Annotated in this window: 24 protein-coding genes; 16 read left to right on the plus strand and 8 right to left on the minus strand. The window is 47.9% G+C overall.

What is annotated here, in order from left to right; translation table 11 throughout:
• The first annotated feature begins 128 nt into the window (after positions 1-128).
• Both H6F68_RS09430 and H6F68_RS09435 read left to right on the plus strand, forming a co-directional pair.
• Positions 129-1,832 (plus strand): NAD(P)H-quinone oxidoreductase subunit 4, encoded by a 1,704-nt coding sequence (locus H6F68_RS09430; RefSeq protein ID WP_313930071.1) that lies wholly within the window; start codon positions 129-131, stop codon positions 1,830-1,832.
• Positions 1,833-2,175: 343 nt separating this feature from the next.
• Positions 2,176-2,808 (plus strand): glutathione S-transferase family protein, encoded by a 633-nt coding sequence (locus H6F68_RS09435; protein WP_190558426.1) that lies wholly within the window; start codon positions 2,176-2,178, stop codon positions 2,806-2,808.
• A gap of 40 nt (positions 2,809-2,848) precedes the next feature.
• Here the strand turns inward: H6F68_RS09435 and H6F68_RS09440 are convergent, their stop codons facing one another.
• The 3 genes from H6F68_RS09440 to H6F68_RS09450 form a co-directional block, all read right to left on the minus strand.
• The gene (locus H6F68_RS09440; RefSeq protein WP_242065425.1) at positions 2,849-3,544 is read right to left on the minus strand and encodes a PspC domain-containing protein; all 696 of its coding nucleotides are present in this window, start codon (positions 3,542-3,544) and stop codon (positions 2,849-2,851) included.
• A gap of 111 nt (positions 3,545-3,655) precedes the next feature.
• Complete coding sequence (locus H6F68_RS09445; RefSeq protein WP_190558428.1) at positions 3,656-5,884, minus strand: ATP-binding protein; 2,229 nt, start codon at positions 5,882-5,884, stop codon at positions 3,656-3,658.
• 106 nt (positions 5,885-5,990) lie between these two features.
• The gene (locus H6F68_RS09450; protein WP_190558655.1) at positions 5,991-6,308 is read right to left on the minus strand and encodes a carbohydrate porin; all 318 of its coding nucleotides are present in this window, start codon (positions 6,306-6,308) and stop codon (positions 5,991-5,993) included.
• Positions 6,309-6,395: 87 nt separating this feature from the next.
• On the opposite strand from H6F68_RS09450, the gene H6F68_RS09455 reads away from it, so the two are divergent.
• The 9 genes from H6F68_RS09455 to H6F68_RS09495 all read left to right on the plus strand — a co-directional run bounded on the left by H6F68_RS09455 (position 6,396) and on the right by H6F68_RS09495 (position 13,587).
• On the plus strand, positions 6,396-6,659 hold the full coding sequence (locus H6F68_RS09455) for a hypothetical protein (RefSeq protein WP_190558430.1): 264 nt from the start codon (positions 6,396-6,398) through the stop codon (positions 6,657-6,659).
• A gap of 6 nt (positions 6,660-6,665) precedes the next feature.
• Complete coding sequence (locus H6F68_RS09460) at positions 6,666-7,424, plus strand: alpha/beta fold hydrolase (RefSeq protein WP_190558432.1); 759 nt, start codon at positions 6,666-6,668, stop codon at positions 7,422-7,424.
• Positions 7,425-7,479: 55 nt separating this feature from the next.
• Entirely contained in the window at positions 7,480-7,878 is a 399-nt protein-coding gene (locus H6F68_RS09465) for a hypothetical protein (protein WP_190558434.1), read from the plus strand.
• Complete coding sequence (locus H6F68_RS09470) at positions 7,856-8,644, plus strand: DUF4886 domain-containing protein (RefSeq protein ID WP_190558435.1); 789 nt, start codon at positions 7,856-7,858, stop codon at positions 8,642-8,644. Before H6F68_RS09465 ends, H6F68_RS09470 begins: the two co-directional genes overlap by 23 nt.
• A gap of 82 nt (positions 8,645-8,726) precedes the next feature.
• On the plus strand, positions 8,727-9,140 hold the full coding sequence (locus H6F68_RS09475) for an ADP-ribosylation/crystallin J1 (protein ID WP_190558437.1): 414 nt from the start codon (positions 8,727-8,729) through the stop codon (positions 9,138-9,140).
• Positions 9,141-9,287: 147 nt separating this feature from the next.
• A complete protein-coding gene (abc-f, locus tag H6F68_RS09480) occupies positions 9,288-10,892 on the plus strand; it encodes a ribosomal protection-like ABC-F family protein (protein WP_190558439.1) in 1,605 nt (534 codons plus the stop codon).
• A 158-nt stretch (positions 10,893-11,050) separates the two neighbouring features.
• Entirely contained in the window at positions 11,051-11,521 is a 471-nt protein-coding gene (locus tag H6F68_RS09485; RefSeq protein WP_190558441.1) for a DIP1984 family protein, read from the plus strand.
• A 312-nt stretch (positions 11,522-11,833) separates the two neighbouring features.
• On the plus strand, positions 11,834-13,042 hold the full coding sequence (locus H6F68_RS09490; RefSeq protein WP_190558443.1) for an AAA family ATPase: 1,209 nt from the start codon (positions 11,834-11,836) through the stop codon (positions 13,040-13,042).
• Positions 13,042-13,587 carry an RNA 2'-phosphotransferase gene (locus H6F68_RS09495; RefSeq protein ID WP_190558445.1) on the plus strand — a complete coding sequence of 182 codons (546 nt, stop codon included), beginning with the start codon at positions 13,042-13,044 and terminating at the stop codon, positions 13,585-13,587. Before H6F68_RS09490 ends, H6F68_RS09495 begins: the two co-directional genes overlap by 1 nt.
• Positions 13,588-13,671: 84 nt before the next feature.
• Here H6F68_RS09495 and H6F68_RS09500 read toward each other — a convergent pair whose 3' ends face one another.
• A complete protein-coding gene (locus tag H6F68_RS09500) occupies positions 13,672-14,316 on the minus strand; it encodes a GIY-YIG nuclease family protein (RefSeq protein ID WP_190558447.1) in 645 nt (214 codons plus the stop codon).
• Between the two features lie 220 nt (positions 14,317-14,536).
• Between H6F68_RS09500 and H6F68_RS09505 the strand changes: the two genes are divergently transcribed.
• Together H6F68_RS09505 and H6F68_RS09510 are read left to right on the plus strand one after the other, a co-directional pair.
• Positions 14,537-15,244: a hypothetical protein gene (locus H6F68_RS09505; RefSeq protein WP_199300002.1), complete on the plus strand. Its 708-nt coding sequence runs from the start codon at positions 14,537-14,539 to the stop codon at positions 15,242-15,244.
• 582 nt (positions 15,245-15,826) lie between these two features.
• Positions 15,827-16,423, plus strand: coding sequence for a TIGR02281 family clan AA aspartic protease (locus H6F68_RS09510; RefSeq protein WP_190558449.1), 597 nt, complete (start codon positions 15,827-15,829; stop codon positions 16,421-16,423).
• Between the two features lie 4 nt (positions 16,424-16,427).
• Here the strand turns inward: H6F68_RS09510 and H6F68_RS09515 are convergent, their stop codons facing one another.
• Positions 16,428-17,828, minus strand: a complete 1,401-nt coding sequence (locus H6F68_RS09515; RefSeq protein ID WP_190439070.1) for a sorbosone dehydrogenase family protein — start codon at positions 17,826-17,828, stop codon at positions 16,428-16,430.
• A 467-nt stretch (positions 17,829-18,295) separates the two neighbouring features.
• Here H6F68_RS09515 and H6F68_RS09520 point away from each other — a divergent pair, with 467 nt between their 5' ends.
• Positions 18,296-18,517 carry a Calvin cycle protein CP12 gene (locus tag H6F68_RS09520; RefSeq protein WP_190439069.1) on the plus strand — a complete coding sequence of 74 codons (222 nt, stop codon included), beginning with the start codon at positions 18,296-18,298 and terminating at the stop codon, positions 18,515-18,517.
• A 115-nt stretch (positions 18,518-18,632) separates the two neighbouring features.
• Here the strand turns inward: H6F68_RS09520 and H6F68_RS09525 are convergent, their stop codons facing one another.
• Entirely contained in the window at positions 18,633-18,872 is a 240-nt protein-coding gene (locus tag H6F68_RS09525) for a hypothetical protein (RefSeq protein ID WP_190552029.1), read from the minus strand.
• A gap of 387 nt (positions 18,873-19,259) precedes the next feature.
• Here H6F68_RS09525 and H6F68_RS09530 point away from each other — a divergent pair, with 387 nt between their 5' ends.
• Positions 19,260-19,499, plus strand: coding sequence for a hypothetical protein (locus H6F68_RS09530; RefSeq protein ID WP_190439058.1), 240 nt, complete (start codon positions 19,260-19,262; stop codon positions 19,497-19,499).
• A 36-nt stretch (positions 19,500-19,535) separates the two neighbouring features.
• Here H6F68_RS09530 and H6F68_RS09535 read toward each other — a convergent pair whose 3' ends face one another.
• Positions 19,536-19,940: a hypothetical protein gene (locus tag H6F68_RS09535; protein WP_190558451.1), complete on the minus strand. Its 405-nt coding sequence runs from the start codon at positions 19,938-19,940 to the stop codon at positions 19,536-19,538.
• 184 nt (positions 19,941-20,124) lie between these two features.
• Between H6F68_RS09535 and H6F68_RS09540 the strand changes: the two genes are divergently transcribed.
• Entirely contained in the window at positions 20,125-20,358 is a 234-nt protein-coding gene (locus H6F68_RS09540; RefSeq protein WP_190558453.1) for a hypothetical protein, read from the plus strand.
• Positions 20,359-20,392: 34 nt separating this feature from the next.
• On the opposite strand, the gene H6F68_RS09545 is transcribed toward H6F68_RS09540, so the two are convergent.
• Complete coding sequence (locus H6F68_RS09545) at positions 20,393-21,499, minus strand: ABC transporter ATP-binding protein (protein WP_190558455.1); 1,107 nt, start codon at positions 21,497-21,499, stop codon at positions 20,393-20,395.
• Positions 21,500-21,621: the final 122 nt, after the last annotated feature.

A 21,621-nucleotide genomic window follows, 5' to 3' on the forward strand; every position in this document is an offset into this window, starting at 1 on the left:
AAGTAAGTTTTCTTTTTATGAAGCATAAATTTGCTGAATTTATACCTACGAGAAAGACTTATTAATAATGCTTCACAAAGTCTAGTAAGATACCTTCATTACACAGATGAGTATCTGTTTTTATCGACATGATGATGGATCGATTTCCTTGGCTCACCGCGATCGTCCTACTGCCACTCATTGCTGCCATGTTCATCCCCTTGTTGCCTGACAAAGGTGGCAAAGTGGTGCGCTGGTATGCTCTCGCTGTAGGCGTCATAGACTTTGTTTTGATGTGCTACACCTTTTGGACGCATTACGATACGAGCAGCGCAACCTTCCAAATTGTGGAAAAGATTGCCTGGGTACCGCAGTTAGGTCTGAACTGGGCAGTTTCGGTTGATGGCTTGTCCGCCCCGTTAGTGCTGTTGGCTGGGCTGGTGACGACGCTGTCCATATTTGCGGCTTGGCGAGTCGATCGCAGACCGCGATTGTTCTATGGCTTAATGCTATTGCTATATGCCGCCCAAGTCGGCGTATTTGTCGCTCAAGACCTGCTGCTGTTCTTCATCATGTGGGAGATCGAGCTGGTTCCGGTCTATCTGCTCGTTTGCATCTGGGGCGGGCAAAATCGTCGTTATGCCGCGACCAAGTTTCTGATGTATACGGCGATCGCGTCCATCTTCATTTTGGTGGCGGCGCTGGCGATGGCATTTTACGGCAGCAATACCACCTTCGATATCGCAGAACTTCACCTAAAACAGTTTCCGCTGGCGCTCGAACTGCTACTGTATGCAGGGCTGCTAGTTGCCTTTGGGGTTAAGCTTGCGATCGTACCTTTCCACACCTGGCTACCTGATGCTCATGGGGAAGCTTCTTCCCCAGTGTCGATGGTGTTGGCAGGCGTGCTGCTGAAAATGGGCGGCTATGGCTTAATTCGCTTAAATCTTGAGCTTTTGCCTAACGCTCACATCTACTTTGCGCCGATCCTGGCAATTTTAGGAGTAATCAACATTGTCTACGGCGCGTTGAACTCCTTTGCCCAGACGAACATGAAGCGCCGCCTTGCCTATTCGTCGATTTCTCACATGGGATTCGTCTTGCTAGGTATTGCCTCCTTTACGGATGTAGGGGTGAGCGGGGCGCTGTTGCAAATGATCTCCCACGGGCTGATCGCAGCGGTGCTGTTCTTCCTGGCAGGTGTGACCTACGATCGCACCCACACCATGATGATGAATCAGATGGGGGGCATCGGTCAGGCATTGCCCAAGGTATTTGCGTTGTTTACGATCGCGGCATTGGCGTCGTTGGCGTTGCCAGGCATGAGCGGTTTTGCTAGTGAGATCGCTGTTTTTATGGGCATCACGACGAGCGATGTTTACAGTTCCACCTTCCGCACAGGAACGGTATTTTTCTCGGCAGTTGGACTCATTCTCACGCCTATCTATCTGCTCTCAATGCTGAGACAGGTGTTTTACGGGCCAAGTTCAGAACTGATGTGCGATCTGGTACCTTCCTGTGACTTGGACGATGTCGAATTGAAGAGTCAAGGGAATGACGAAGCCTCTTGCTTTGGAACTAACTGCGATCTACCTGTAGACGCTAAGTTTGAGGATGCCAATCCCCGTGAGCTGTTTATTGCGGCTTGCTTCTTAGCGCTAATTGTGGGAATTGGGTTCTATCCCAAAATGGCGATGCAGATGTATGACGTAAAAACAGTTGCGGTGAACGCTCAGGTGCGCGAGTCCTATCGTCAGGCAGTTCAAGCGAATCCTCAAATCTATGCCAAGGGTTTTTGGAACTCGACTATCTCAGAATCTAAAGCACCTCCGCTTTTGGGAGTGGTGCAGTAATACTTGACTGCCTTGATTTTGAGGAGTGAAATAAAGCGCTGAGTTTTTTTACTCCTCAAAATCTATTTAAACCAAAGTCTAAGGTTAGACATAGCGATTATTGTTTTGTGGCTTGTTGTTTTGCAATTGCCATAAACAATAATCGCTTTTTCGTAGTTTTTAAAATTGGGTTAGGAGGAATCTAGGGAGCGATCGCGCTTCCACTGCAATGTTGGTCTCTGGCTAATTTCTTCAAAAATAGAATATTTGATTCAAAGCTATACCTAAGGAGCACGAAATCGGTTTACATTAATGCCAGATTGTTCAGGTTGCTGTTCAATTTCTAATTAATACTCTACAGATTATGACCCAGCTTACCCTTTACGGCACTCCTATTAGTACTTATGTGCGGACGGTTCGGCTACTGCTAGAGCAAGCAGGCACAGACTATGACCTTGAGAGTGTTGATATCTTCAATGGTGAAAATCAATCAGCGGAGTATCTTGCCAAGCATCCTTTTGGCAAAGTACCAACTTTACAGGTAGATGGAGAAGTCATTTACGAAACTTCTGCGATTACGGGTTATCTTGATAGCGTAGTTGCCAACCATAAATTTAGTCCCGCTGATCCGCTGACTCGTGCCCGCATGCAGCAGATTATGGCCATCATTGATAGCTATCTTTACGCACCTGTGATTGGTACTATCGTGATCCAGCGTCTTATTGTGCCTAGTCAGGGTGGTCAACCCGATGAAAGTAAAATTCAAGCCGCGATCGCACCTGCAAAAACAGCTTTAGAAGCGATTGAGGCTTTGACCGTTGGTAGCCCTTATCTTTTGGGTAGTGAGATCAGCATTGCTGATTTCTTCTTAATTCCCATCTTTATTTACTTTTCTCAAACTCCGGAGTTTAACACCATTACTGCTCAGTCTCCTAAAATCCAGGCATGGTGGCAGGAAGTGAGCCAACTTTCTGTGGTTAAGAAGGTTTGTGCTTAAGGGCGATCGCGCCTGTGCCAGGGATAAGGAGAGCGATCGCCTAAGTGGACTCTGCCGCTGGCTCAAATGGAAATGCCAACCACAACCAGAGATACAACGGTAGTCCCAGCATTGGCATGATGACTACTAAGGCGACTGTGGCAATCCTGACGCCTAAAAGTGGTAGATGCCAACGCTGTGCGATCGCTGTACAAACCCCTGCAATTACCTGATGGCGGTGGCTGCGATAAAAAGCAGCAGTTGGTCTTGGGGATGTTTGTATCCCTTGGTTTGGCCTAGTAACTTTGAGAACGAAAGAGATTAAGAGTCCAAATGTACCCAACACACTAGATGGAATGGTGAGCACCAATCCCCAAGGGGCGAAGGTCATGCCTGTGATTAAATTCCCTAGTTGGGGATTTCCCACGCACTTGTAGATCGTGATTTCTACATCACAGCTAAAGTGTTCAGCCAAAGCTAGCCCTCCCCAGCCCATGAGCAGTGGCACAACTCCGTAAAAAATGCAAATACTCAACAGAAATAAATGCCAACGCAGCGACAGAGAACGCCGAACGGCGATCGCTCCCAAAGCTGGCCCAATGAAAAATAGTAATCCAATCAAGCCAAAGGATAAAGTGGAGCTGACAAGAAAGAGAACCTGAGCCAGAAAAGCGTTAAAAGCTTCAACCACGGCAGTCGTTGGGGAATCGTTGGTATTTAGTCTAGGATGAGCGTAAGAGGTTTGATGACCTGGCAAAGCCGCTCCTACCTAGTCAGCTTATGTTTTCTGTAACCAACTGAAATCGCCCAGTTAGGTCATCCTGTAGAGCGATCAAGGCAGCGATCGCTAGTCGTTCTTTGCTATTCCTCATCCTTTCTCTTGCCTTCCACCCACCAACGCTACTGACTGTCTCTGCTGGCAGATCGGAATTCGAATTAAAAATTCAGTTCCTTGTCCCACTGTGGAAAGACACTCCAGCTTGCCGTGATGCTTTTCAGTGATGATCTGATAGCTGATCGACATTCCCATGCCTGTTCCTTTCCCAACCGATTTTGTCGTAAAGAAGGGGTCGAAGACACGTTGCTGTATTAGGTCGGGAATACCTGGGCCATTATCCGCGATCGCGATTTGCACCCATTGGTCGCTCACAATCGAGGTGCGAATGGTAATCCGATTAGGGTTAACCTGAAGCTTCTGAAAGCTCTTGCTGGCATTGCTCTCTTCCATCGCATCAATGGCATTTGTGAGAATGTTCATAAATACTTGATTCAGTTGCCCCGCATAGCATTCCACGTGAGGTAGAGAGCTATACTCTTTGATCACCTCAATTTCTGGCCGTTCTGGGTAGGCTTTGAGGCGATGCTGCAAAATCATCAGCGTACTATCCAGCCCTTCATGAATATCGACTGGCTTGATCTCGGATTCATCCATGCGGGAGAAGTTGCGCAGAGACAAGACAATTTGGCGAATGCGATCGGTACCCACCCGCATCGAGGACAGCATTTTGGGTAAGTCTGCCTGCAAGAACTCTAAATCAATCTCTTCTGCTGTCGCCTGAATCTCAGGGCTAGGGTTGGGGTATTGCTGTTGATATAGTTGCATGAACTCCAACAGATCCTGGGTGTATGCCTGCACATGGCTCAGATTGCCATGAATAAAGTTGACTGGATTGTTGATTTCGTGGGCAATGCCAGCAACTAACTGTCCCAAGCTAGACATTTTTTCGCTCTGAACTACTTGAGCTTGGGTTCGCTGCAACTCTCCTAGGGCGTTTTTTAATTCCAGAGTACGTTGCTCTACTCGGTCTTCGAGTTCTTCGTTGCTTTGCTCTAGAGCTGTAAATGACTCGCGTAACTGACGAGCCATGTGGTTAAAAGAGGTAGCGAGGATGTTGAATTCTTCAATGCCATTCTGCTCGACGGCTTGGTTCAAGTTGCCAGATGCCATCGCTTCGCTAGCACGGTTGAGCCGCAGGATAGGGCGGATAATCCAGCGGGAGGTAATAATGCCCATCACCGAAGCAACTGCCAAAGCGCCGAAGCAAAGCCAAATGGTGGTACGAGTGTTGGTGTTGATTTGTGCCATAAACGAGTTCTCTGGCACACTCATGACGACTAACCAATCCAAGCCATACTCATCGCGCCAAGGAGTGACATGGACATAATACGGCTCTCCTTCTAATTTCAGCCGTAGCTCTTGAGACCCAGCAATATTTTGGAAGCCGTTAAAGCGTTGTTGAACTTGTTGAGCAACTTGCTGAACTACAGGATCAGGGCTGTTGATTGCCTCCAACCGCTTGATTTCTGACTTCACCAAGCTGAACGGTTGAGCTTGGCCAGAATTAGCAATGAGTGTGCCGTCTCGCTCCAAAATAAAAACTTGACCTGAGCGACTGATGGCTAAACTCCGCAGGAAATCGCTCAGCTTGAGGAGAGAAACATCGATACTCACCATACCCAGCAACTGCTTATTCGCGTCGTAGATCGGACGACCTGCTGAAGTGGCAATATAGACTTGGTTGGGATAATTGACTACAAAGATTGGGGACCAAACGGGTTTACCCGCTTTGACAGGGCCTGTGTACCACGGTTGTTCAAAGTTGCTCCAATCCAAGGTTTCTAGCACACGGGTGCGATCGCCTTGGTCATTAAGAGCGTAACTGATCCAATTGTTGCGCGGGCGGGCATCCCAGTCGTCCATTGTGACTGTTTTGCCGTCATAACGAGCGGCTCCCACTCCTTCTCCCGTCGTCAACCCAATGCCAATGTAGCTCACATCATAGGCTTGCATCTGATGCCAGAAATACTTGCCTACGGTTTGGCGATCGCGAGTATCCAGCAGCCCCATCCGAATGGCATCCGCATTAATCTGAGCTACTTTGTGAGGAACTGAGAGATAAGAATCCAAATGCTGATTGACCTTGCCGCTGCTGCGTTCCATCAACTGAGCCGCTAGATCATTCACCGCCTTCTGTCCGTTTCTAAAGGACAGGTAGCTAACTAGCCCCACTGCCCCAAAGATTTGGAGCACGAAGGGAACAATGAGGACTAGTTGGAGAGACAGCGCTTTGACTTTGCTGGAACGACGCATTTTCATGACCAGAATTTACGGCTCGTACCGATGTGATCCAGATCAGAGTTCCCAGCAAGTTCTGTGATATACCGTCCCAATCAATTAGAAATGATTCTTTTTGTAGGGGAATTTAAAAGTTAAATTGGGCGCGAAGATTGCCTACGTAAATACCGGGATTTCTATCGAAATTGTTGGGGTTAGAGATGACATGGAAGGCTGGAGCGATCGCCAAATTATCCGTGAGAGGGTAATAGTAGGAAGTTTCTAGCTCTAACATCGTGCCGCCATCTCCCCCACCTGCCACAAAATATTTTCGCCCTTTGACAATATCTATCGGCACAACAAAAGTGAGTACCCCTAACGCTCCTGGTTTGCCTAAATTAGGAAATCCTAATCCAACTTGGAAAGATTGGGTATTAACAGCTTCATCAATCGGTTTGAGGTGAATATTGCCATAGCTATAACGACATTAAGCCTCAGTATTCTGCCAAACTTGTTCTTGAAGTAGGCGACATCATTAGCAAAATGAAACTTAATGCAACTTGCCGTAAACTTTTTGCCCTCTCAATTGGGTAAAAACATTGTGAGTAGCTCAAAGCGGCATTGCCAAATTCGATTTTTTTATGATTGGGGATGTGATTCACCGTTTTGGTGTGGCAATGATGCAGCCCACGATCGCTTTGGTGTCGGTCCCATTGAGCCTGAGGAGTTAGGACTAAGTGCTGGGCTTTATGATGGAGGCGATCGCATTGTTCATAGCATGGGTTCTGCGATGACCTCCACACTACTTTTTCGATGAGCTGATATGCCCAAAATTCATGTGAATGGTCTTGATATCAACTACAAAATTTATGGTGAAGGAGATCCACTCCTAATGATTATGGGGCTCAGTTTTAGTTTGTTAGATTGGGGAACTGAGCTACCGGAACTGCTCTCACGGCATTACAAAGTCATTTTGTTTGATAACCGAGATGCGGGAGAAACGAGCCAAGCTGCGGGAACTTACACCACGGCTCAAATGGCAGAAGATGCCGCAAATTTATTAAAAATGCTGGGTGAGACTAAAGCGCATGTGTTTGGCATCAGTATGGGCGGTATGGTGGCTCAACAGTTTGCCCTCAATCATACTGATCAACTCAAAAAACTGATTTTAGGCTGTACGATGGCGGGCGGAACCTGTAGCCAGTTTAATCCTCCTGCGGGGCTTGGGAGTAGCAGTATTTTAGAGCAGCTTTTTCCTCTGGGATTTTTGCAAGCACATCAATCCCGTATAGGTGAATTTCTTCAAGCAACTGCACCTTACCACAGCCAAGGAGAAGCGCTGATCCGCCAGTATCAAGCGATGAGCACCCATGATGCCTGTAGCTTGTTAGGCAAGATAATGGCTCCTACATTAGTAATTACTGGTGATAGCGATCGCATCATCCCACCTCAAAATAGTGAGTTTTTAGCCAAAAATATCCCTGGTGCCAAACTAGAGGTGCTTACAGAGGCAGGTCACGCTTTCTGCTTCAGTCATCCAGAAACCACAGCCGCCGCAATTATCAGCTTCTTACAAAGCTAATGATTGATTCAGCCTGTATGCTTCATCCTATCTATCCTTCATTCCCAAACTGCTCATGATTGACGACTCAAACAACATTCTGAATACATTTAACCAATACGCTAAAACCTTCGAAAGCCTCAACCCCTTATCAGTTCTATCTTTTTATCACTACCCAGCTATCTTGATTTCGCCGGACAAAGTAGTAACTGTGAAGAACTGGATCGAAGGTTTTGTCGTGTTCACTGCTGTCATGGCGGAGCTCAAATTTCGGGGGTATGCCTACAGTGAAGCTGAATCTCTCAGCGTTGATCAGTTGAGCGATCGCCTTGCTACTGTGAAAGGCATTGTCATTCGCTTTAAAGAAAATAGACAGAAATTAGAGCGCTTCGGTTTGGCTTACACAATGCGGCGAGAAAACGATGGCTGGAAGATTGTTGTGGGAGCACTTTATGAACTGGAGACCTCAGCATAAACGGTTATTAGTAGCGCGTCGTTTGATTTGTCAGGTATTAGTCATCGGGTTAGTAATGGGATGTGCCAGCACACCTAAGCCAGAACCTAAACCAACCTCATCTATTTTATTCATTGGGAATAGCTATACCTATCAAAATAACTTGCCGCAAATCTTAGCGGAGTTAGCGAAATCAGGTGGGCAAGCGATCGTTGTAGATATGGTGGCGGAGGGAGGTTGGAAGCTGTTGCAACATGCGACCTCAGCTTCTACTTTGTACAAAATAGGACAACAAAAGTGGACCTTTGTGGTCTTACAGGAGCAAAGTGTCGTGCCTTCGGTTGAACCCAATCGAACCCAAGAAATGTATCCTGCCGTCCGCCTTTTGGACGATCAGATCCAGCAAGCAGGTGCTCGCACGCTGCTGTTCATGACTTGGGGTCGCCGAGATGGATTTGCAGAAGTGGGACACCCAGACTTTGCCACCATGCAGTCACAGTTACAGGCAGGTTATCTCAAAATTGCCAAAGAACGTAATCTTCTAGTAGCACCTGTCGGCATGGCTTGGCAAACTGCACTAGCACAGCAGCCAAATCTGCAACTGTGGGAGAGTGATGGCAGTCATCCCAGCTTAGCGGGCTCTTACCTGGCTGCTTGCGTGTTTTACGCTGTGGTCTACCGCAAAAGCCCTGAGGGATTGGACTACACCGCTGGTTTGCCGCAGGATACAGCTCAGGCTTTACAAGCGATCGCGGCGACTACAGTCTTAAACAACTCGGAGCAGTGACACTCTTTATCGAAGGTGTAGTATATTTGTAGTATAAATCTGCCTGTCAAATTCAGGTCTGTGAATTCGGTACTGCAAAACTATGCTGCTCTATCGTCCTGTGGGACTCAAAGAACTGGAATTAATTGCTCAATCAAGCTTCAAGGCATTTCCGCCGCGCCTGCTAGAACAACCCATTTTCTATCCAGTTCTCAACTTTGAGTATGCAGAGAAGATTGCACGCGATTGGAATACTAAGAGCAATAGCTTTGCGGGCTTTGTGACTCAATTTGAAGTTGAGGATGCCTATGTGCAGCAGTTTGCAGTGCAGGTAGTGGGTAGTGCGATCTGCCAAGAACTGTGGGTACCAGCCGAAGAACTTGCAGAGTTCAACCGTCACATCATTGGGCAAATCCAAATTTCTGCGGCTTTTTATGGCGAGAAGTTTCAGGGCGAGTTAGATGCTGCAACTAACATGCCAAAAGGAATTCCTGCCAGCGCGATCGCCCCTCAATAAGGAGCATCTGGAATCGGCTATTGTAGAGTTGTAGTTCGAGATCGATCAACTAGATCTAATTTTTTTCGTAGATAGATTGGAGAACAGAGCCATGAAGAATCTCACTTGGAATATTCGCGATCGCTTTATCCAAGTTGAGGTTTTGGGATGGAATCTAGAGTTCTCTTACGGGCAGAAAATCTCAGTTACAACTTAACGGCAGATAGAACCTTATTTCAGGAAATTGACGTTAGCATTCAAGCGGGCGATCGGATTGCACTCGTGGGTCCGAATGGTGTTGGCAAGTCTACGTTATTACAGCTTTTAGCAGGACTGGTGCAACCAAGTTCTGGCTCTGTTTACCAAAAAGACAGCATCTACTATTTGCCGCAAATCAGCACATTACCCCTAGAGCAAAAACAACAGACAGTGTTGGCATGGCTCAGCTCGATCTGTGATGACTGGTGGGCGATCGCTGACATCCTAGAAACCAAATTAGCAACAGTTGTAGATCTCTCCCTCTCAATCGCAAATCTCAGCGGTGGTGAGCTGACCAAGTTATTTCTAGCAGTTGGTTTGGCGCAAGAGCCACGCCTATTGCTGCTAGATGAACCAACCAATCATATGGATCTATCAGCACTGGAAACCCTGAAACAATTTCTCCATCAGTTTTCTGGCGCTTTCGTGATTGTCTCCCATAAACCTTTCTTTTTGGATCAAGTCGCTAACACTACTTGGGAATTGACGCCAGTAGGTATCCAGGTTTATGGAGGTAACTTCTCGTTCTACAAAGAACAAAAAGCGATCGCCCAGGAGAATGCCCAACGCTCCCATGAGGTCGCCAAAAAAGAACTAAAGCGAGCCAAAGAAGCGGCGCTAAAAGAGCAACAACGGGCAGCGCGATCGCAACGAGAAGGACAATTACAAGCACTCGACAACAGCATGGGCAAAGCGGCCAAACGCTATTTTGCCAACCGCGCCTCAGCTACAGCGGGAACTGCGGCCAAAAAACATGACATAGCTCTAGTTCAAGCGCAGCAGAGGCTAGCAGAGACCAAAATCAGAACCTCAAAAGCCACACTAATTCGGCTGGAGGAGAAGCTACGCAAAGTCAGAAATCTGATTGATATCCAAGGCGCTGATTTGAGAGTGGGCGATCGTACCTTGATCAAAGACATCCGGTTGCATGTGAAAACTGGCGATCGGATTGCTGTGCTGGGAGCTAATGGTTCTGGCAAATCGACCTTAGTAAAAGCGATCTTGGGATTAGCAGCAACAGAAGCGGCTTTGGAAGCAGGAGAGGTGCGGCTAGCTACAGATCTGCAAGCGGCTTATTTAGATCAAACCTATGCTGTAGTCGATCGCCAGAAAACCATTTTAGAGAATATGCAAGCCGCTAATCCTCAACTGAGCTACCAATTGCTCCGCCAACAACTGGGACACTTTCTGTTTTTCAATGAAACGGTGCATCAATCGGCCGCCGTATTGAGTGGTGGAGAACTGGCTCGGCTGGCGATCGCAATGATTACCATCTCAGAAGTGGATTTGTTGATCCTGGATGAACCCACTAATAACTTAGATACTGTGACGGTAGAGCCCATGATTGCCGCGCTTAATCAATATCAAGGTGCTTTGTGGGTGATCTCCCACGACCTCGATTTTCTCAGTCAAATCGGCATCACTAAAGCCTTGCGGTTAAACCATCTGACTTTGCAGCCAACTACTTATCTCCCTGGCGACTCCGCTAACTTTTATCGTGAATTACTTGCGTAATCGAGATATCCTCTGACTGTACTTGACATGTATTATAATGTAGTATAAATTGTATTATATTAATGCTGATTGACTCAAGACTAATAGCGATCGCGCTCACCGTGCATTAGAGATGAGCGATCGCTAAATTTCTAGCGTGTGTAAGGAGGTGAGAATCAATGAAATTAGCAGAAGCATTGATCCTCAGAGCTGATTGTCAAAAACGAATTGCTCAGTTGCAACAAAGATTGCTACGGAGTGCCAAAGTACAAGAAGGAGAACAACCTGCTGAGAATCCAGAAACATTGCTGAGTGAGCTGGATGCTGCGATCGCCCAGCTAAGGGCTTTAATTCAGCAAATCAACCAAACCAATGCTCGTACTGCTTTTCAGAATGTGACTCTCTCTGATGCTTTGGCAGAAAGAGAGACCTTGCAGATGCAGCGGAATGTTTATAGCAATTTGGTAGATGCAGCTTCTATTCGGCAAGAACGTTACACCCGTTCGGAGGTTAAGTTCTTCAGTACAGTAGCGATCGCGCAGATCCAGAACCAAGTGGATAGGCTATCAAGAAACTATCGAGAACTGGATGCTCAAATTCAGGCACTCAATTGGCAAACAGATTTGATTGAGGTCAGTAGAGGGACCTAACCCCCAGCCTCTTCCCTACTAGTAGGGAAAGTGGAGAATATAAGCCCCTCTCCTCGCAGGGGAGGGGTTGGGGAGGGATCTTCAAGTTGGTAGCAAAGCCAGCAGAAGCGAGCACAACCCGCCAACTGGGCAAGTTGGATTTGCGATCTGGAAAGTCGCTCTATTGGTGGCGTGGGGGCCATGCCAACGGGTTCGAATCCCGTCTTATAACTAATGCCCAGCATGGTTACAAGCGTACCGGGCATTGTGAATGTTACTACCGCGTGCTGGTCTGTTGACTGTGGTGAGGGAGGGATTGGGGAAATTAAATATATGGCAACTCGATACTTTGATCATCAAGACGGACAAACTACATCTACTAATCTCCAAAGTCAGGGCTTGTTGGGGGCAGGCTGGCGACCGCTCAACCGAGAGCTAGACTGGCAATTTCTGTGGCATTTGGCAATGCACGATTCAGCGGAGCTATCCAAGAAAACTGTGGATATTGCCAGTGCGATCGCCGATACTTTAGGCCGCACTAACTATAGCGGATGGGCGAATTTGCTGAGTGTTTTTTCCTCCGGTACACGCTATGAGTTAGATGAGTTCTGGAGCTATATCACGCCTGAGCCTCCCAGCCCTGATTACCGCCATGTGGCATCACTGACGGTAGAAACCCCGGTGCTTCAGCAGGTCAGCCGCACCAATATCCCGATTGATTATGTTTTAAATCGGCTTCAGGAACTCACGATCCTTAAAGTATTGGAGTTATTAGGAAAACCTGTTCTAATTACGCAATACTACTTCGATCGTTACTTCTACCTTCCAATTGAGAAGTTCATTAGTTGGGAGCGGGTCGATACGATTGATACAGTCAACGCCTACTGGCCGCAGCAAGATATTTGGTTGCAGATTCAAAGCATTGGTCCAGGGAGACGACGACTAACACTACTGGAGAGAGAACTAAATTCCCTGATCAACAAAGCCACCTACAACCTGGCTGTGATGCTGAGTGGCTATCAAAGCCGAGTTGGTCAAATTCAGAGCCAATACGCTATTCGTTCTTTTTCAGCAGATGTGCAGGAATTTAGCGATCGCGTCCAGCAAGCAGTTTTTGACCAAAGCCAATTGGCAGTGCTGGTACATGGAGAGCCAGGAACAGGCAAAACGGCTTGGACTCAAGCGATCGCCAAAGAAGTGTTGATGCCATTAGGATATGTCATCTTTATTCTTGATCATGATGCTGTGGAGAACTTCGTTCCACCCACTTATCTAGAGCGCATTTGTCTGATCATCAACGAAGCGGATAACTTGGCGCAAAACCGCGCGAATGTGGCAGCTCAAAGTAGCAACAAAACCGAACATATCCTAAGCTTGCTGGACGGCACGTTGCATCAAAGTGTATTGGAGGAAGGCAGAATTCAAACTCAACAAAGATTTGTGGTTTTGATGACCTGCAACACAATGGAACGCTTAGATCCTGCTCTATTGCGGAAGGGACGAGTAGATTTGATTCATGAGTTCATGCATCGGTTTGTTTAATGAACAGCGATCGCCTAGTTAAAGTCAGCAAATACCTCAGCAAACATCTCCGCCACCAACCGGAGCGCCTGGGCTTAGCTCTTGGTGCAGGTGGCTGGGTTGCGGTTGAGGAATTGCTTGCAGCCTGCGCTCAACATCAGTTTCCCCTCAGCCGGGAAGAACTGGCGGAAGTAGTGGCGACGAGCGATAAAAAGCGTTTCTCCTTCGATGGCACAGGTACGCTGATCCGGGCAAATCAGGGTCATAGTGTAGAAGTTGATCTGCAACTAGAGCCGCAGGTGCCGCCGAATGTTTTGTATCACGGTACAGGCGATCGCGCAGTAGCAATGATTTTGCAATCAGGTCTAAACAAGATGTCGCGGCATCATGTTCACCTTTCCAAAGATGTGGAAACAGCCCGAAAAGTCGGTTCTAGACATGGTCGTCCAGTTATCTTTGCGATCGATGCTGCGGCAATGCATCAAGCAGGATATCTCTTTTTCTGTGCAGAAAATGGCGTTTGGCTAGTGGATCAGATCCCATCAGAATATTTAACGATTTTGTAGCCAATGCCATTAAAGAGTCGATCGCACCTTTCGGGGCTTGTTTCCAAACCTGTTTGGTTCATCCAAGGGCGAGCAGAGCAAACATTAGGACTCAACTACACCACTCCAATTATCATTCTCAACCGCTGCTTTGAGTTTCCGACGACGCTCAGCTTCGGACTCATCCGGTGCCGCCTGCGCATCTAATTCATGGCTGAGGGTGTTATCCGCCATAGCCTTGCGTAACTTGAGCTTTTTCTCTTCGTAGGCTTGGCGCTCTGCTGCCGACATACTGGCTTGCGCCACTTCGCCAATTGTTTTCGCCCAAGTTCCCTCTCCCATTTGATTCCCAGACGGAACCTGATCCAGCGCGGCAAGCCACTCATCTCGCAACGCTTCCATTGCTTGCCGTGTCGGAAACTTAAAGGTCTGAACTCGGATAAAAGCACAGGCTTCCACTCCATGCTGGGCGATGTGCCCTTCCAGCGACTGCTGGACATCGCGGGAGTAGCCGATGTACTGGGTTTGGTGGTCAGCATCTAAAACAGCGTAGACCCCCGCCACCTTAACCCTGTGAGTGTGCGATCGCCAATTTTCTACTGGAACTACTTCAGCCCCCTCAGGCACCACTGGGAGGGAGGAGGTAGTTGAGCCATGCTCATCCTCAGAACTGTACAGAAAACCATGCAGTCCCTGATGAGCGGCTGGAACGTTCTGATCTTCAAGAGGGACGTTTTTTTCGGATTCCACAGGATAGTCTCGGTTGAGTCAATTAAAGCTTGATAAGAACGATCTTACTTCTATTCAGACTAGGACTCAGATGATTGGTGACCAGGTCTCCCAGACTGGCGAGATTACTCACTTGAGAAATTGCCTGAGTGAAATTTTGCTAAGTATGCGAGAAAAGTGGCGATGGCGTTGAAGGTATAGAGAACCCAGCTTCTGAGAATATACCTTTGAGGTTCGCTTCATGTTCCGACTCGATCGCCGTATAGCTCTGGTAACGTTCTCATTCACACTTGGTCTAACGGCCATCATCCAAGCTGCTCATGCTTGCATGCCTCCCGAACGTCCTTCCCAGGCAGCAACTCTACCATCTCGCACCCTGGGTAGCTCACCCAGCATCTTAAAAGATACTTTGGTCGTGCCTGGAGAGCGGATTGGTCCCGTGACTCGCACCACCACCTACCAAGATTTAGTCAAACTATTCGGTAAGTCTCGGCTGAGCGATCGCACAGTCTACGGGCCAGAAGGTATAGGGATGTGGCCAGGGACTCGCGTAAACCTAGGTCTAGCACAATCCTTCACCGTCGTTTGGCAAGATACCAAACGAGCCAAGCCTCTGCATGTCCGGGAACTCGGTTCTGCCTGGAAAACAGCAGAAGGAATTGGCATGGGCACTCCTCTCACCCATTTACAGAAACAACTCGGCAACTTCCAAATCTCAGGTCTGGACTGGGATTATGGCGGGGCTGTAATGTTCCACAATACGCGGTTGTCTCGTTATGTAGGCAAACTGACCTTGGTGATGCAGGCCAATCCCCAAGCCAGCGATAAGTATCCGGATGACTACAGTGCCATAGCAGGCGATCGCCTGCTCTCTTCTACTGATCCTCATTGGAAACCTTTAGGGATGCGCGTTGGTTCCATGATTGTGCGGCTAAATTCTGAGCTCTAAAGAGATGGAACAGCGATCGCGTTGCTATTTGCCGTTCGTTACTTGTAAGGCGGTGTTTCCTTTGTTACCGCTAAAGATAGCAATACTTCACATTAATATGAAGAGATCTTATGATTTGACTCGGTAAGTTGTGAAAGCAATTGATTTCTTTAGTTGGTTATGTTAAACAACATAGGAAGACTGTAGGTCAGCGTGTGTTCTAATTCGGTAAGTTCCTGTTTATACTCGCCCTTTAAAGGGGTGCTGTGCTACCAGCTACCAAAGTAAACTAGCTAGATAAATAGGCATATAGATGCAACTCGAAAAGGTTGAGCGGGAATACTAGGCTCATCATCACAGGAGCCTTATGGCTCAGAGGCTCGGCGTTTTAGTCGGGCTTTTTTTATGTTTAACAAACGAAAAATATTACTGATGCGATCGCGAAGCGGAACTTGTCAAACGGTGGGCTACATGACTTTCTAGTAGCTTTACGGTAAGGTATGTTCTTTAATAACCCAGCGCCCAGCCTGCAATTTTTTAATGAGTGTGAGTAAAAATGCACTGGAATGGGGATTCTAAAAAAGAACTTCTAAGGCTGAGGCAATGCTGAGATTCTTCTGTCTAACTGCTGTGTTGGCTGCTGCTCTGTCGCCGTTGTTACCTCGCTTCTCAACTGCGGCGATCGCCCAGGAGTTAGATGGTTGTTACATGCTTAACCCTGCTGGCCGATCGATCGATCTGTCCAAGCTTTGTGGAACTACTCCTGGCAACACTCACTCTCCTAATGGCACTCTAGCCACCTTTACGAGAACCAATACTTTACCTGAGGGGCAAGTTTTCCAAGCCAAAATTCTGCGGCGTGAGGCTGGCACTCCCATCATTGGAGTTACCTTCAATGGCAACCAAACTTTTGAAATGATTGTGGATACAGGGGCTAGCGGTACAGTCGTCACCCAGCGCATGGCTGCGATGTTGCGCTTGGTTCCAGTTGCTAAATTAAAGTTTGATACTGCGAGTGCCAAAGGGATTGAACTGCCCTTGGGCAAGATTCATATGATGGAAGTCAATGGGGCCACAGCCCAAGGGTTGCTGGTAGCGATCGCAGGCCCTCAGCTAGAAACGGGTTTGCTCGGTCATGACTTTTTCGGCAAGTACGACATCACTATCAAACGAGACGTCGTTGAGTTCCGAGTGCGTTAGAGTTTTACGAGTCTTGGTATTGAATACGGTAGATCCGACCATTGGCTTCTTCGGTGACTAGCAAGCTGCCGTCGGGTAACACCAAGAGGCCGACCGGACGACCCCAAGTTGTCGGGCCACTTGGATCTAAGAGAAAACCTGTCAAAAAGTCTTCGTAATAGCCTGCGGCACGACCCTGAGCATTGAAGGGAACGAATACGACCTTGTAGCCTGTGCCTTGATTGCGATTCCAAGAACCCCGGAAGGCAACAAAAGCACCATTACGATACTTTTCGGGGAAGGTCTTACCGTCATAAAACTGAAGCCCTAAAGCAGCAGAGTGAGCTTGAAACAGCACATCAGGGGTCCGGGTTTGAGCGGCTAACTCTGGGCGATCGCTCTGGCCATTGCGAGCATGACGAGGGTCGAGCAAGTTGGGGGCAAGGTAGCTGTAAGGCCAGCCGTAAAATTCGCCTGCTTGCACTTGGGTTAGGTAGTCAGGCACCAAATCATCTCCTAGCCCATCTCGCTCATTCACCGTGGCATGCAGCGCCCCTGTAACAGGTTGAAAATCAAGTCCTACAGGATTACGCAATCCATAAGCAAAGGTTTGCTGGTTCGAGCCATCCAGGTTCATGACTTGAACTGAGGCGCGAGGAAGTGGTTCGGTATCAGCGTTGCTTTCAGAACCGACAGAGACATACAGCTTTTGTTGGTCGGGTGAGACGACGACATTCCGAGTCCAATGCTGGTTGTAGCCCTCTCCTGGCAGTTGCGCGATCGCTTGCCCCCGCCCTGTAAGTTTCTCTTGACCTGATTGGTAAGGAAAGCGCAGAACGGCATTGGTATTGCCTAAGAAAAATGAGTCCTGAGTAAAAGCCATGCCGAGGGGCAGAAACAAGCCATTGCTTGGCCCAGCAAACGTTTTTTTCACATCAGCGACGCCATCTTTGTTGCTATCGCGCAGTAGGCGAATGCGATTTTGCCGTGTCTCAGTCACCAGTACGTCGCCATTAGGAGCCAGGGCTAGCCACCGGGGTCTATCGAGTTCTTCGGCATACACATTTACCGTGAAGCCAGCCGGAACTCGTAACAAAGGATTGCTGGGAATATCCACCACGTTTGGGCTTTTGGAGGCGCTATTCGTGGCATAGGGCTGTGGCAAATCTGCCGCTGTTAAGCGGATGGGGGTTGGTGTAAGCGTTTCTGTAGGAACTAAGTTCTGGGGTGATGCAGCCTGCGCTGTTAACTGTTTTGTGGAGCCTGACGCTTGAGCCGTTGGAGCCTGCTCTGTAGGTAGTGAGCTAGGTTGCGATCGCTCTGGCAGCGTCGTACCCACCTGGCTACAACCCGTGGCGGTGGTCAGTAGTAGCGCCAACGATAACCAATGAGCGGGGCGTGGGGGTACAAACGGAGGCACAGGCATAGTAGAACTCTAAATCTAGCGAGATCAGGACTAACAGCAAGTTGTAGAGATGCAGCGTTGGGGGTGAACGCTTTCCACTTATCTGCTTACTTCCTCAGGCTAACAATCAATGCGAAAGATTGCAGTCTAGAAATTGCAGAAACTAAAGCATCTACTCCATGGGGCATCAGCATCCATGTCAGTGAATGGTGACTTACTTCCTGAGGCAGAAATGAAAGCAGGGTGATGGAAAGCGATCGCGGGTTAGCATTATAGTTATGTTAAGAGGTGGCAAGAGTGACCTGTCCTTAAGCAGAGAGTCCTAAATCTTAAAAAATAAGACTCAATCTGATTGTCTGGTCCCAGCCTCTTGTATCACTGTAAATAGCTGATTAAATAGCCTGACAGGATACTTAATCTCAGAAGCTAACCAGCTGACGAGTTCCTAACCCTAGCTCAAAGACAACTAAGACGAAACCGAAAAATCCATGAGCGATATTCAAAAGCAAATCGAACAAGAACGGGAACAAGCGCGTGCCGTTTGTGACACCAGCGGTAGCACTTCCGGCGAATGTGCTGCTGCTTGGGATGCGGTTGAAGAACTCCAAGCTGAAGCATCCCATCAACGTCAATCAAAACAAAAGAACTCGTTGGAACAGTTTTGCGACGATAATCCAGACGCTGCTGAGTGCCGAGTCTACGACAACTAAACGCCTTGGGCACTCTTCGTTCATTCCATAATCAAGACTGTCATAATCAAAACCATCTAGAAACTCAAACCCCTATCTTGGGAGTTTGAGTTTTTTTAATAGGAACTTTCGCTACTTATCCATCCGACTTGGCTGTCAAAGTACAGTCGATCATTCTCCAAGTAGAGCGAAACTGGCGGAACAACTCCTGACTGGCAGAGGCGAGATCTCCATCTGGGCCAATGGTACCTCCTGGGATCACTCGGCCTCCATCCGTTTGGAAGTTTAGTCTTAGGTCTCCATTTTCATCTTTGTCCAGCATCAGACGCCCCTGCGCGATGACTTGGCCCGCTCGGCTTGAAATAGAACAACGCATTATTAACTACTTCCAAGGAATCTTTTGGCTGCTTCAACTGAGCTAGGCATCAAGTTCAGCAAACTGAGGCTTATCTTCTCATAACTCTTAGCTTTATCAACCGATTAAGTGAAAAGAAATAGCTGTTCCACCACATTTATAGCTTTGATCTCTGGCAAGCACATATGCAAAGAATTCTGAGAACTATGTGTAGAGATATCACAATTCAAACTTCTTATTAATAAACATTGCAGCACCTTGACTGGCTTGCTAGATTATGCACAAGAAAGCTAGTTCAGCAGTTAAGTTGAACATGTAGCAGCTTTTTGCTTTGTTAGGCGGCTATGACTGAAAGCGACTGCAAAGCTGCGTCCATAAGTTCTCTAGATTGTAATAGCTAGGAGTAATATGACTGGACAGATGTGCTGGCTCTCGATTGGCGGAGACGATGGTGAAAAAGTGCTGCACTTGCGCATGCAGCCGTCTCAGCCTTGGCGACCTTACAAATCTTTCCCTCAATATGCGATGTCTGATTACAAGGTTCCAGGTGGCTCCAAGGGTTGGGCTACTTACCAGCAGTTGATGAAATCAGGCTGGACGTTAGTCGCTACATCTGCTGCTCAGCCGCAACTGCTAGCTTACAAATAACCCAGTTTTAACGGGTTATACCCCAGATAAACGGTGCTAGGGCTGGACTCCAGGCTCTAAAAAATTATAGAGAATCTCGTCTGGCTCGTCGTACATATCATCGTCATCGTCTTCGGGCATGCTTACCGGAGACGATGCTGGGTGAATCACATTGGGTTTGGGAGCCGAGTCATGAGCTTGGTTCGTAGCGATCGCCTGCTTCAAGGCTTCAAGTTGCTCGCTCAGGTAGGTCACTCTAGCTTCTAGAGTGGCAATTCGCTCTATAGAACCATTTGTTGCTGCTTGCTGAGTTGGTAAATGGGTCAGGTGAAAATGGGTGGCTAAAATTTCCTCTGCGGCGGCAGCAAGCGATCGCTTTCCTCGACTCGCTTTGTAAGTTTTAAGGTGCTGTCGTAGTTCTGGGGACAGTTTAATTGAAACGCGGTGCTTATGTTTTGCCATTACTGCTCAAATTATTGGCTAGTACTGCGATCGTAGCGTTAGGTGAGAGCACAAATTCAGCGCGACTACCTCTTTTGGCTACAACGAGATCAGCAATTGCCACAGGGTTCATCACTTAGGGAGAAGCAAAGTTAAAGTAATTTCGCTTTCCTTTAAAGAAGAATGAGTCTTTAGGAGTTGTGTGGTGGTAACCGATCACGAGCACGTGCGTGCTGAGAAAAGTAGAATTAGACGCAAGGATTTGATTTCTAGCCTCACCATTGGTATTTTGCTTGGAATTATTGGTGGCCTTCCAATCGGTTGGTTTGCGCACCGAGTTTACTTCCAGCAGAGAACGGCACAGGTGTTGCTTTGTCGCCAAAACCATATTGGGCAACCAGAAGTTGAATTGAAATCACTGTGCGGCTCAGTTTATTAATGGTCTAGTTGTTTAACTGGTTGAGTTAACTGATTTAGCTGGCTGGATAGAGGCGACCGCCTGTAGCAGGATCAAAAATAAACAGTTGAGTGAAGTCGATTTGGAGGCTCAAGCGATCGCCCGGACGAACCCGAATTTCCGGGCTCACTTGCAGGTTAATCGCTTGGGCGGCTGAGCTAGTAGGCTGGGTTGGCAAAACTGCTCGGATCAAAATTTCTCGTCCGAGCGGTTCTACAATGCTCACTTCAACCGTGAAGTGTTGAGCCTCTGGTTCAGACACCAGTTGTAAATGCTCTGGACGGATGCCTAACTCAACCGATTGGCCTGGAGACAACGGCAGATGAGCTGCAATGGCGGAAGAGCAAGTAAATGATTGGCCTGCCAGGTGAAAAGCACTATCCTCGAAGGTTGCAGACAGGATGTTCATGGGTGGATTGCCTAGAAACGTCGCCACCATTCGATTAGTCGGGCGAGCATAAATAGTTTGGGGATCGCCAATTTGTTGAATGCAACCTTGCTTTAGCACCACAATTTGGTCAGCCAACGTCATGGCTTCCACTTGATCGTGGGTGACGTAGATCGTAGTGATGCCCAAGCGTTGATGAAGTTGCTTTAGTTCAGCCCGTGTGTCATCTCGCAACTGAGCATCCAAGTTAGAAAGCGGTTCATCGAGTAAAAAAACTTGCGGCTTACGAGCGATCGCGCGTCCCAATGCCACCCGTTGCTGTTGACCGCCAGAGAGTTGCTTAGGCTTGCGATCGAGCAAGTGGGCAATATCCAGCGATCGCGCTACAGATTCGACTCGTTCTTGAATGGTTTGGGAGTCGGCTTTACGCATTTTCAGCCCAAAAGCCAGATTCTCCGCCACGCTCATGTGTGGGTATAGCGCATAGTTCTGGAACACCATTGCCACGTCGCGTTGACGAGCAGGCACTTGATTGACTAAGCGATCGCCAATGTAGAGATTGCCTGAAGTCGCTGATTCTAAACCCGCAATGGTTCGCAGAATCGTAGACTTGCCACAGCCCGATGGCCCCACCATTATCCAGAATTCACCATCAGGCACCTCAAAGGTGATGTCTGCGATCGCCACCGCCTCTTTAAATTGTCGAGTAATTCCCTCTAAGCGCACCTTTGCCATTGTCTGCCCAACTTTCCTCTTCGACTTGCCCCATTGCGATCGCACTTTAGCTCAAAATCACTTTTCAAAATCTACTTTGTTGAATCATGAGAAGTCTGGCTGGAACCCATGCGCTTTATTGT

The organism is Trichocoleus sp. FACHB-262 (assembly GCF_014696035.1).
GTDB lineage: Bacteria > Cyanobacteriota > Cyanobacteriia > FACHB-46 > FACHB-46 > Trichocoleus.

Coding starts and splice junctions, on each gene's coding strand:
- H6F68_RS09430 (WP_313930071.1), top strand. CDS start 129: ATGATGATGGATCGATTTCCTTGGCTCACCGCGATCGTCCTACTGCCA.
- H6F68_RS09435 (WP_190558426.1), top strand. CDS start 2,176: ATGACCCAGCTTACCCTTTACGGCACTCCTATTAGTACTTATGTGCGG.
- H6F68_RS09445 (WP_190558428.1), bottom strand. CDS start 5,884: ATGAAAATGCGTCGTTCCAGCAAAGTCAAAGCGCTGTCTCTCCAACTA.
- H6F68_RS09455 (WP_190558430.1), top strand. CDS start 6,396: ATGCAACTTGCCGTAAACTTTTTGCCCTCTCAATTGGGTAAAAACATT.
- H6F68_RS09460 (WP_190558432.1), top strand. CDS start 6,666: ATGCCCAAAATTCATGTGAATGGTCTTGATATCAACTACAAAATTTAT.
- H6F68_RS09465 (WP_190558434.1), top strand. CDS start 7,480: ATGATTGACGACTCAAACAACATTCTGAATACATTTAACCAATACGCT.
- H6F68_RS09470 (WP_190558435.1), top strand. CDS start 7,856: ATGAACTGGAGACCTCAGCATAAACGGTTATTAGTAGCGCGTCGTTTG.
- H6F68_RS09475 (WP_190558437.1), top strand. CDS start 8,727: ATGCTGCTCTATCGTCCTGTGGGACTCAAAGAACTGGAATTAATTGCT.
- abc-f (WP_190558439.1), top strand. CDS start 9,288: ATGGAATCTAGAGTTCTCTTACGGGCAGAAAATCTCAGTTACAACTTA.
- H6F68_RS09485 (WP_190558441.1), top strand. CDS start 11,051: ATGAAATTAGCAGAAGCATTGATCCTCAGAGCTGATTGTCAAAAACGA.
- H6F68_RS09490 (WP_190558443.1), top strand. CDS start 11,834: ATGGCAACTCGATACTTTGATCATCAAGACGGACAAACTACATCTACT.
- H6F68_RS09495 (WP_190558445.1), top strand. CDS start 13,042: ATGAACAGCGATCGCCTAGTTAAAGTCAGCAAATACCTCAGCAAACAT.
- H6F68_RS09505 (WP_199300002.1), top strand. CDS start 14,537: ATGTTCCGACTCGATCGCCGTATAGCTCTGGTAACGTTCTCATTCACA.
- H6F68_RS09510 (WP_190558449.1), top strand. CDS start 15,827: ATGCTGAGATTCTTCTGTCTAACTGCTGTGTTGGCTGCTGCTCTGTCG.
- H6F68_RS09515 (WP_190439070.1), bottom strand. CDS start 17,828: ATGCCTGTGCCTCCGTTTGTACCCCCACGCCCCGCTCATTGGTTATCG.
- H6F68_RS09520 (WP_190439069.1), top strand. CDS start 18,296: ATGAGCGATATTCAAAAGCAAATCGAACAAGAACGGGAACAAGCGCGT.
- H6F68_RS09525 (WP_190552029.1), bottom strand. CDS start 18,872: ATGCGTTGTTCTATTTCAAGCCGAGCGGGCCAAGTCATCGCGCAGGGG.
- H6F68_RS09530 (WP_190439058.1), top strand. CDS start 19,260: ATGACTGGACAGATGTGCTGGCTCTCGATTGGCGGAGACGATGGTGAA.
- H6F68_RS09535 (WP_190558451.1), bottom strand. CDS start 19,940: ATGGCAAAACATAAGCACCGCGTTTCAATTAAACTGTCCCCAGAACTA.
- H6F68_RS09545 (WP_190558455.1), bottom strand. CDS start 21,499: ATGGCAAAGGTGCGCTTAGAGGGAATTACTCGACAATTTAAAGAGGCG.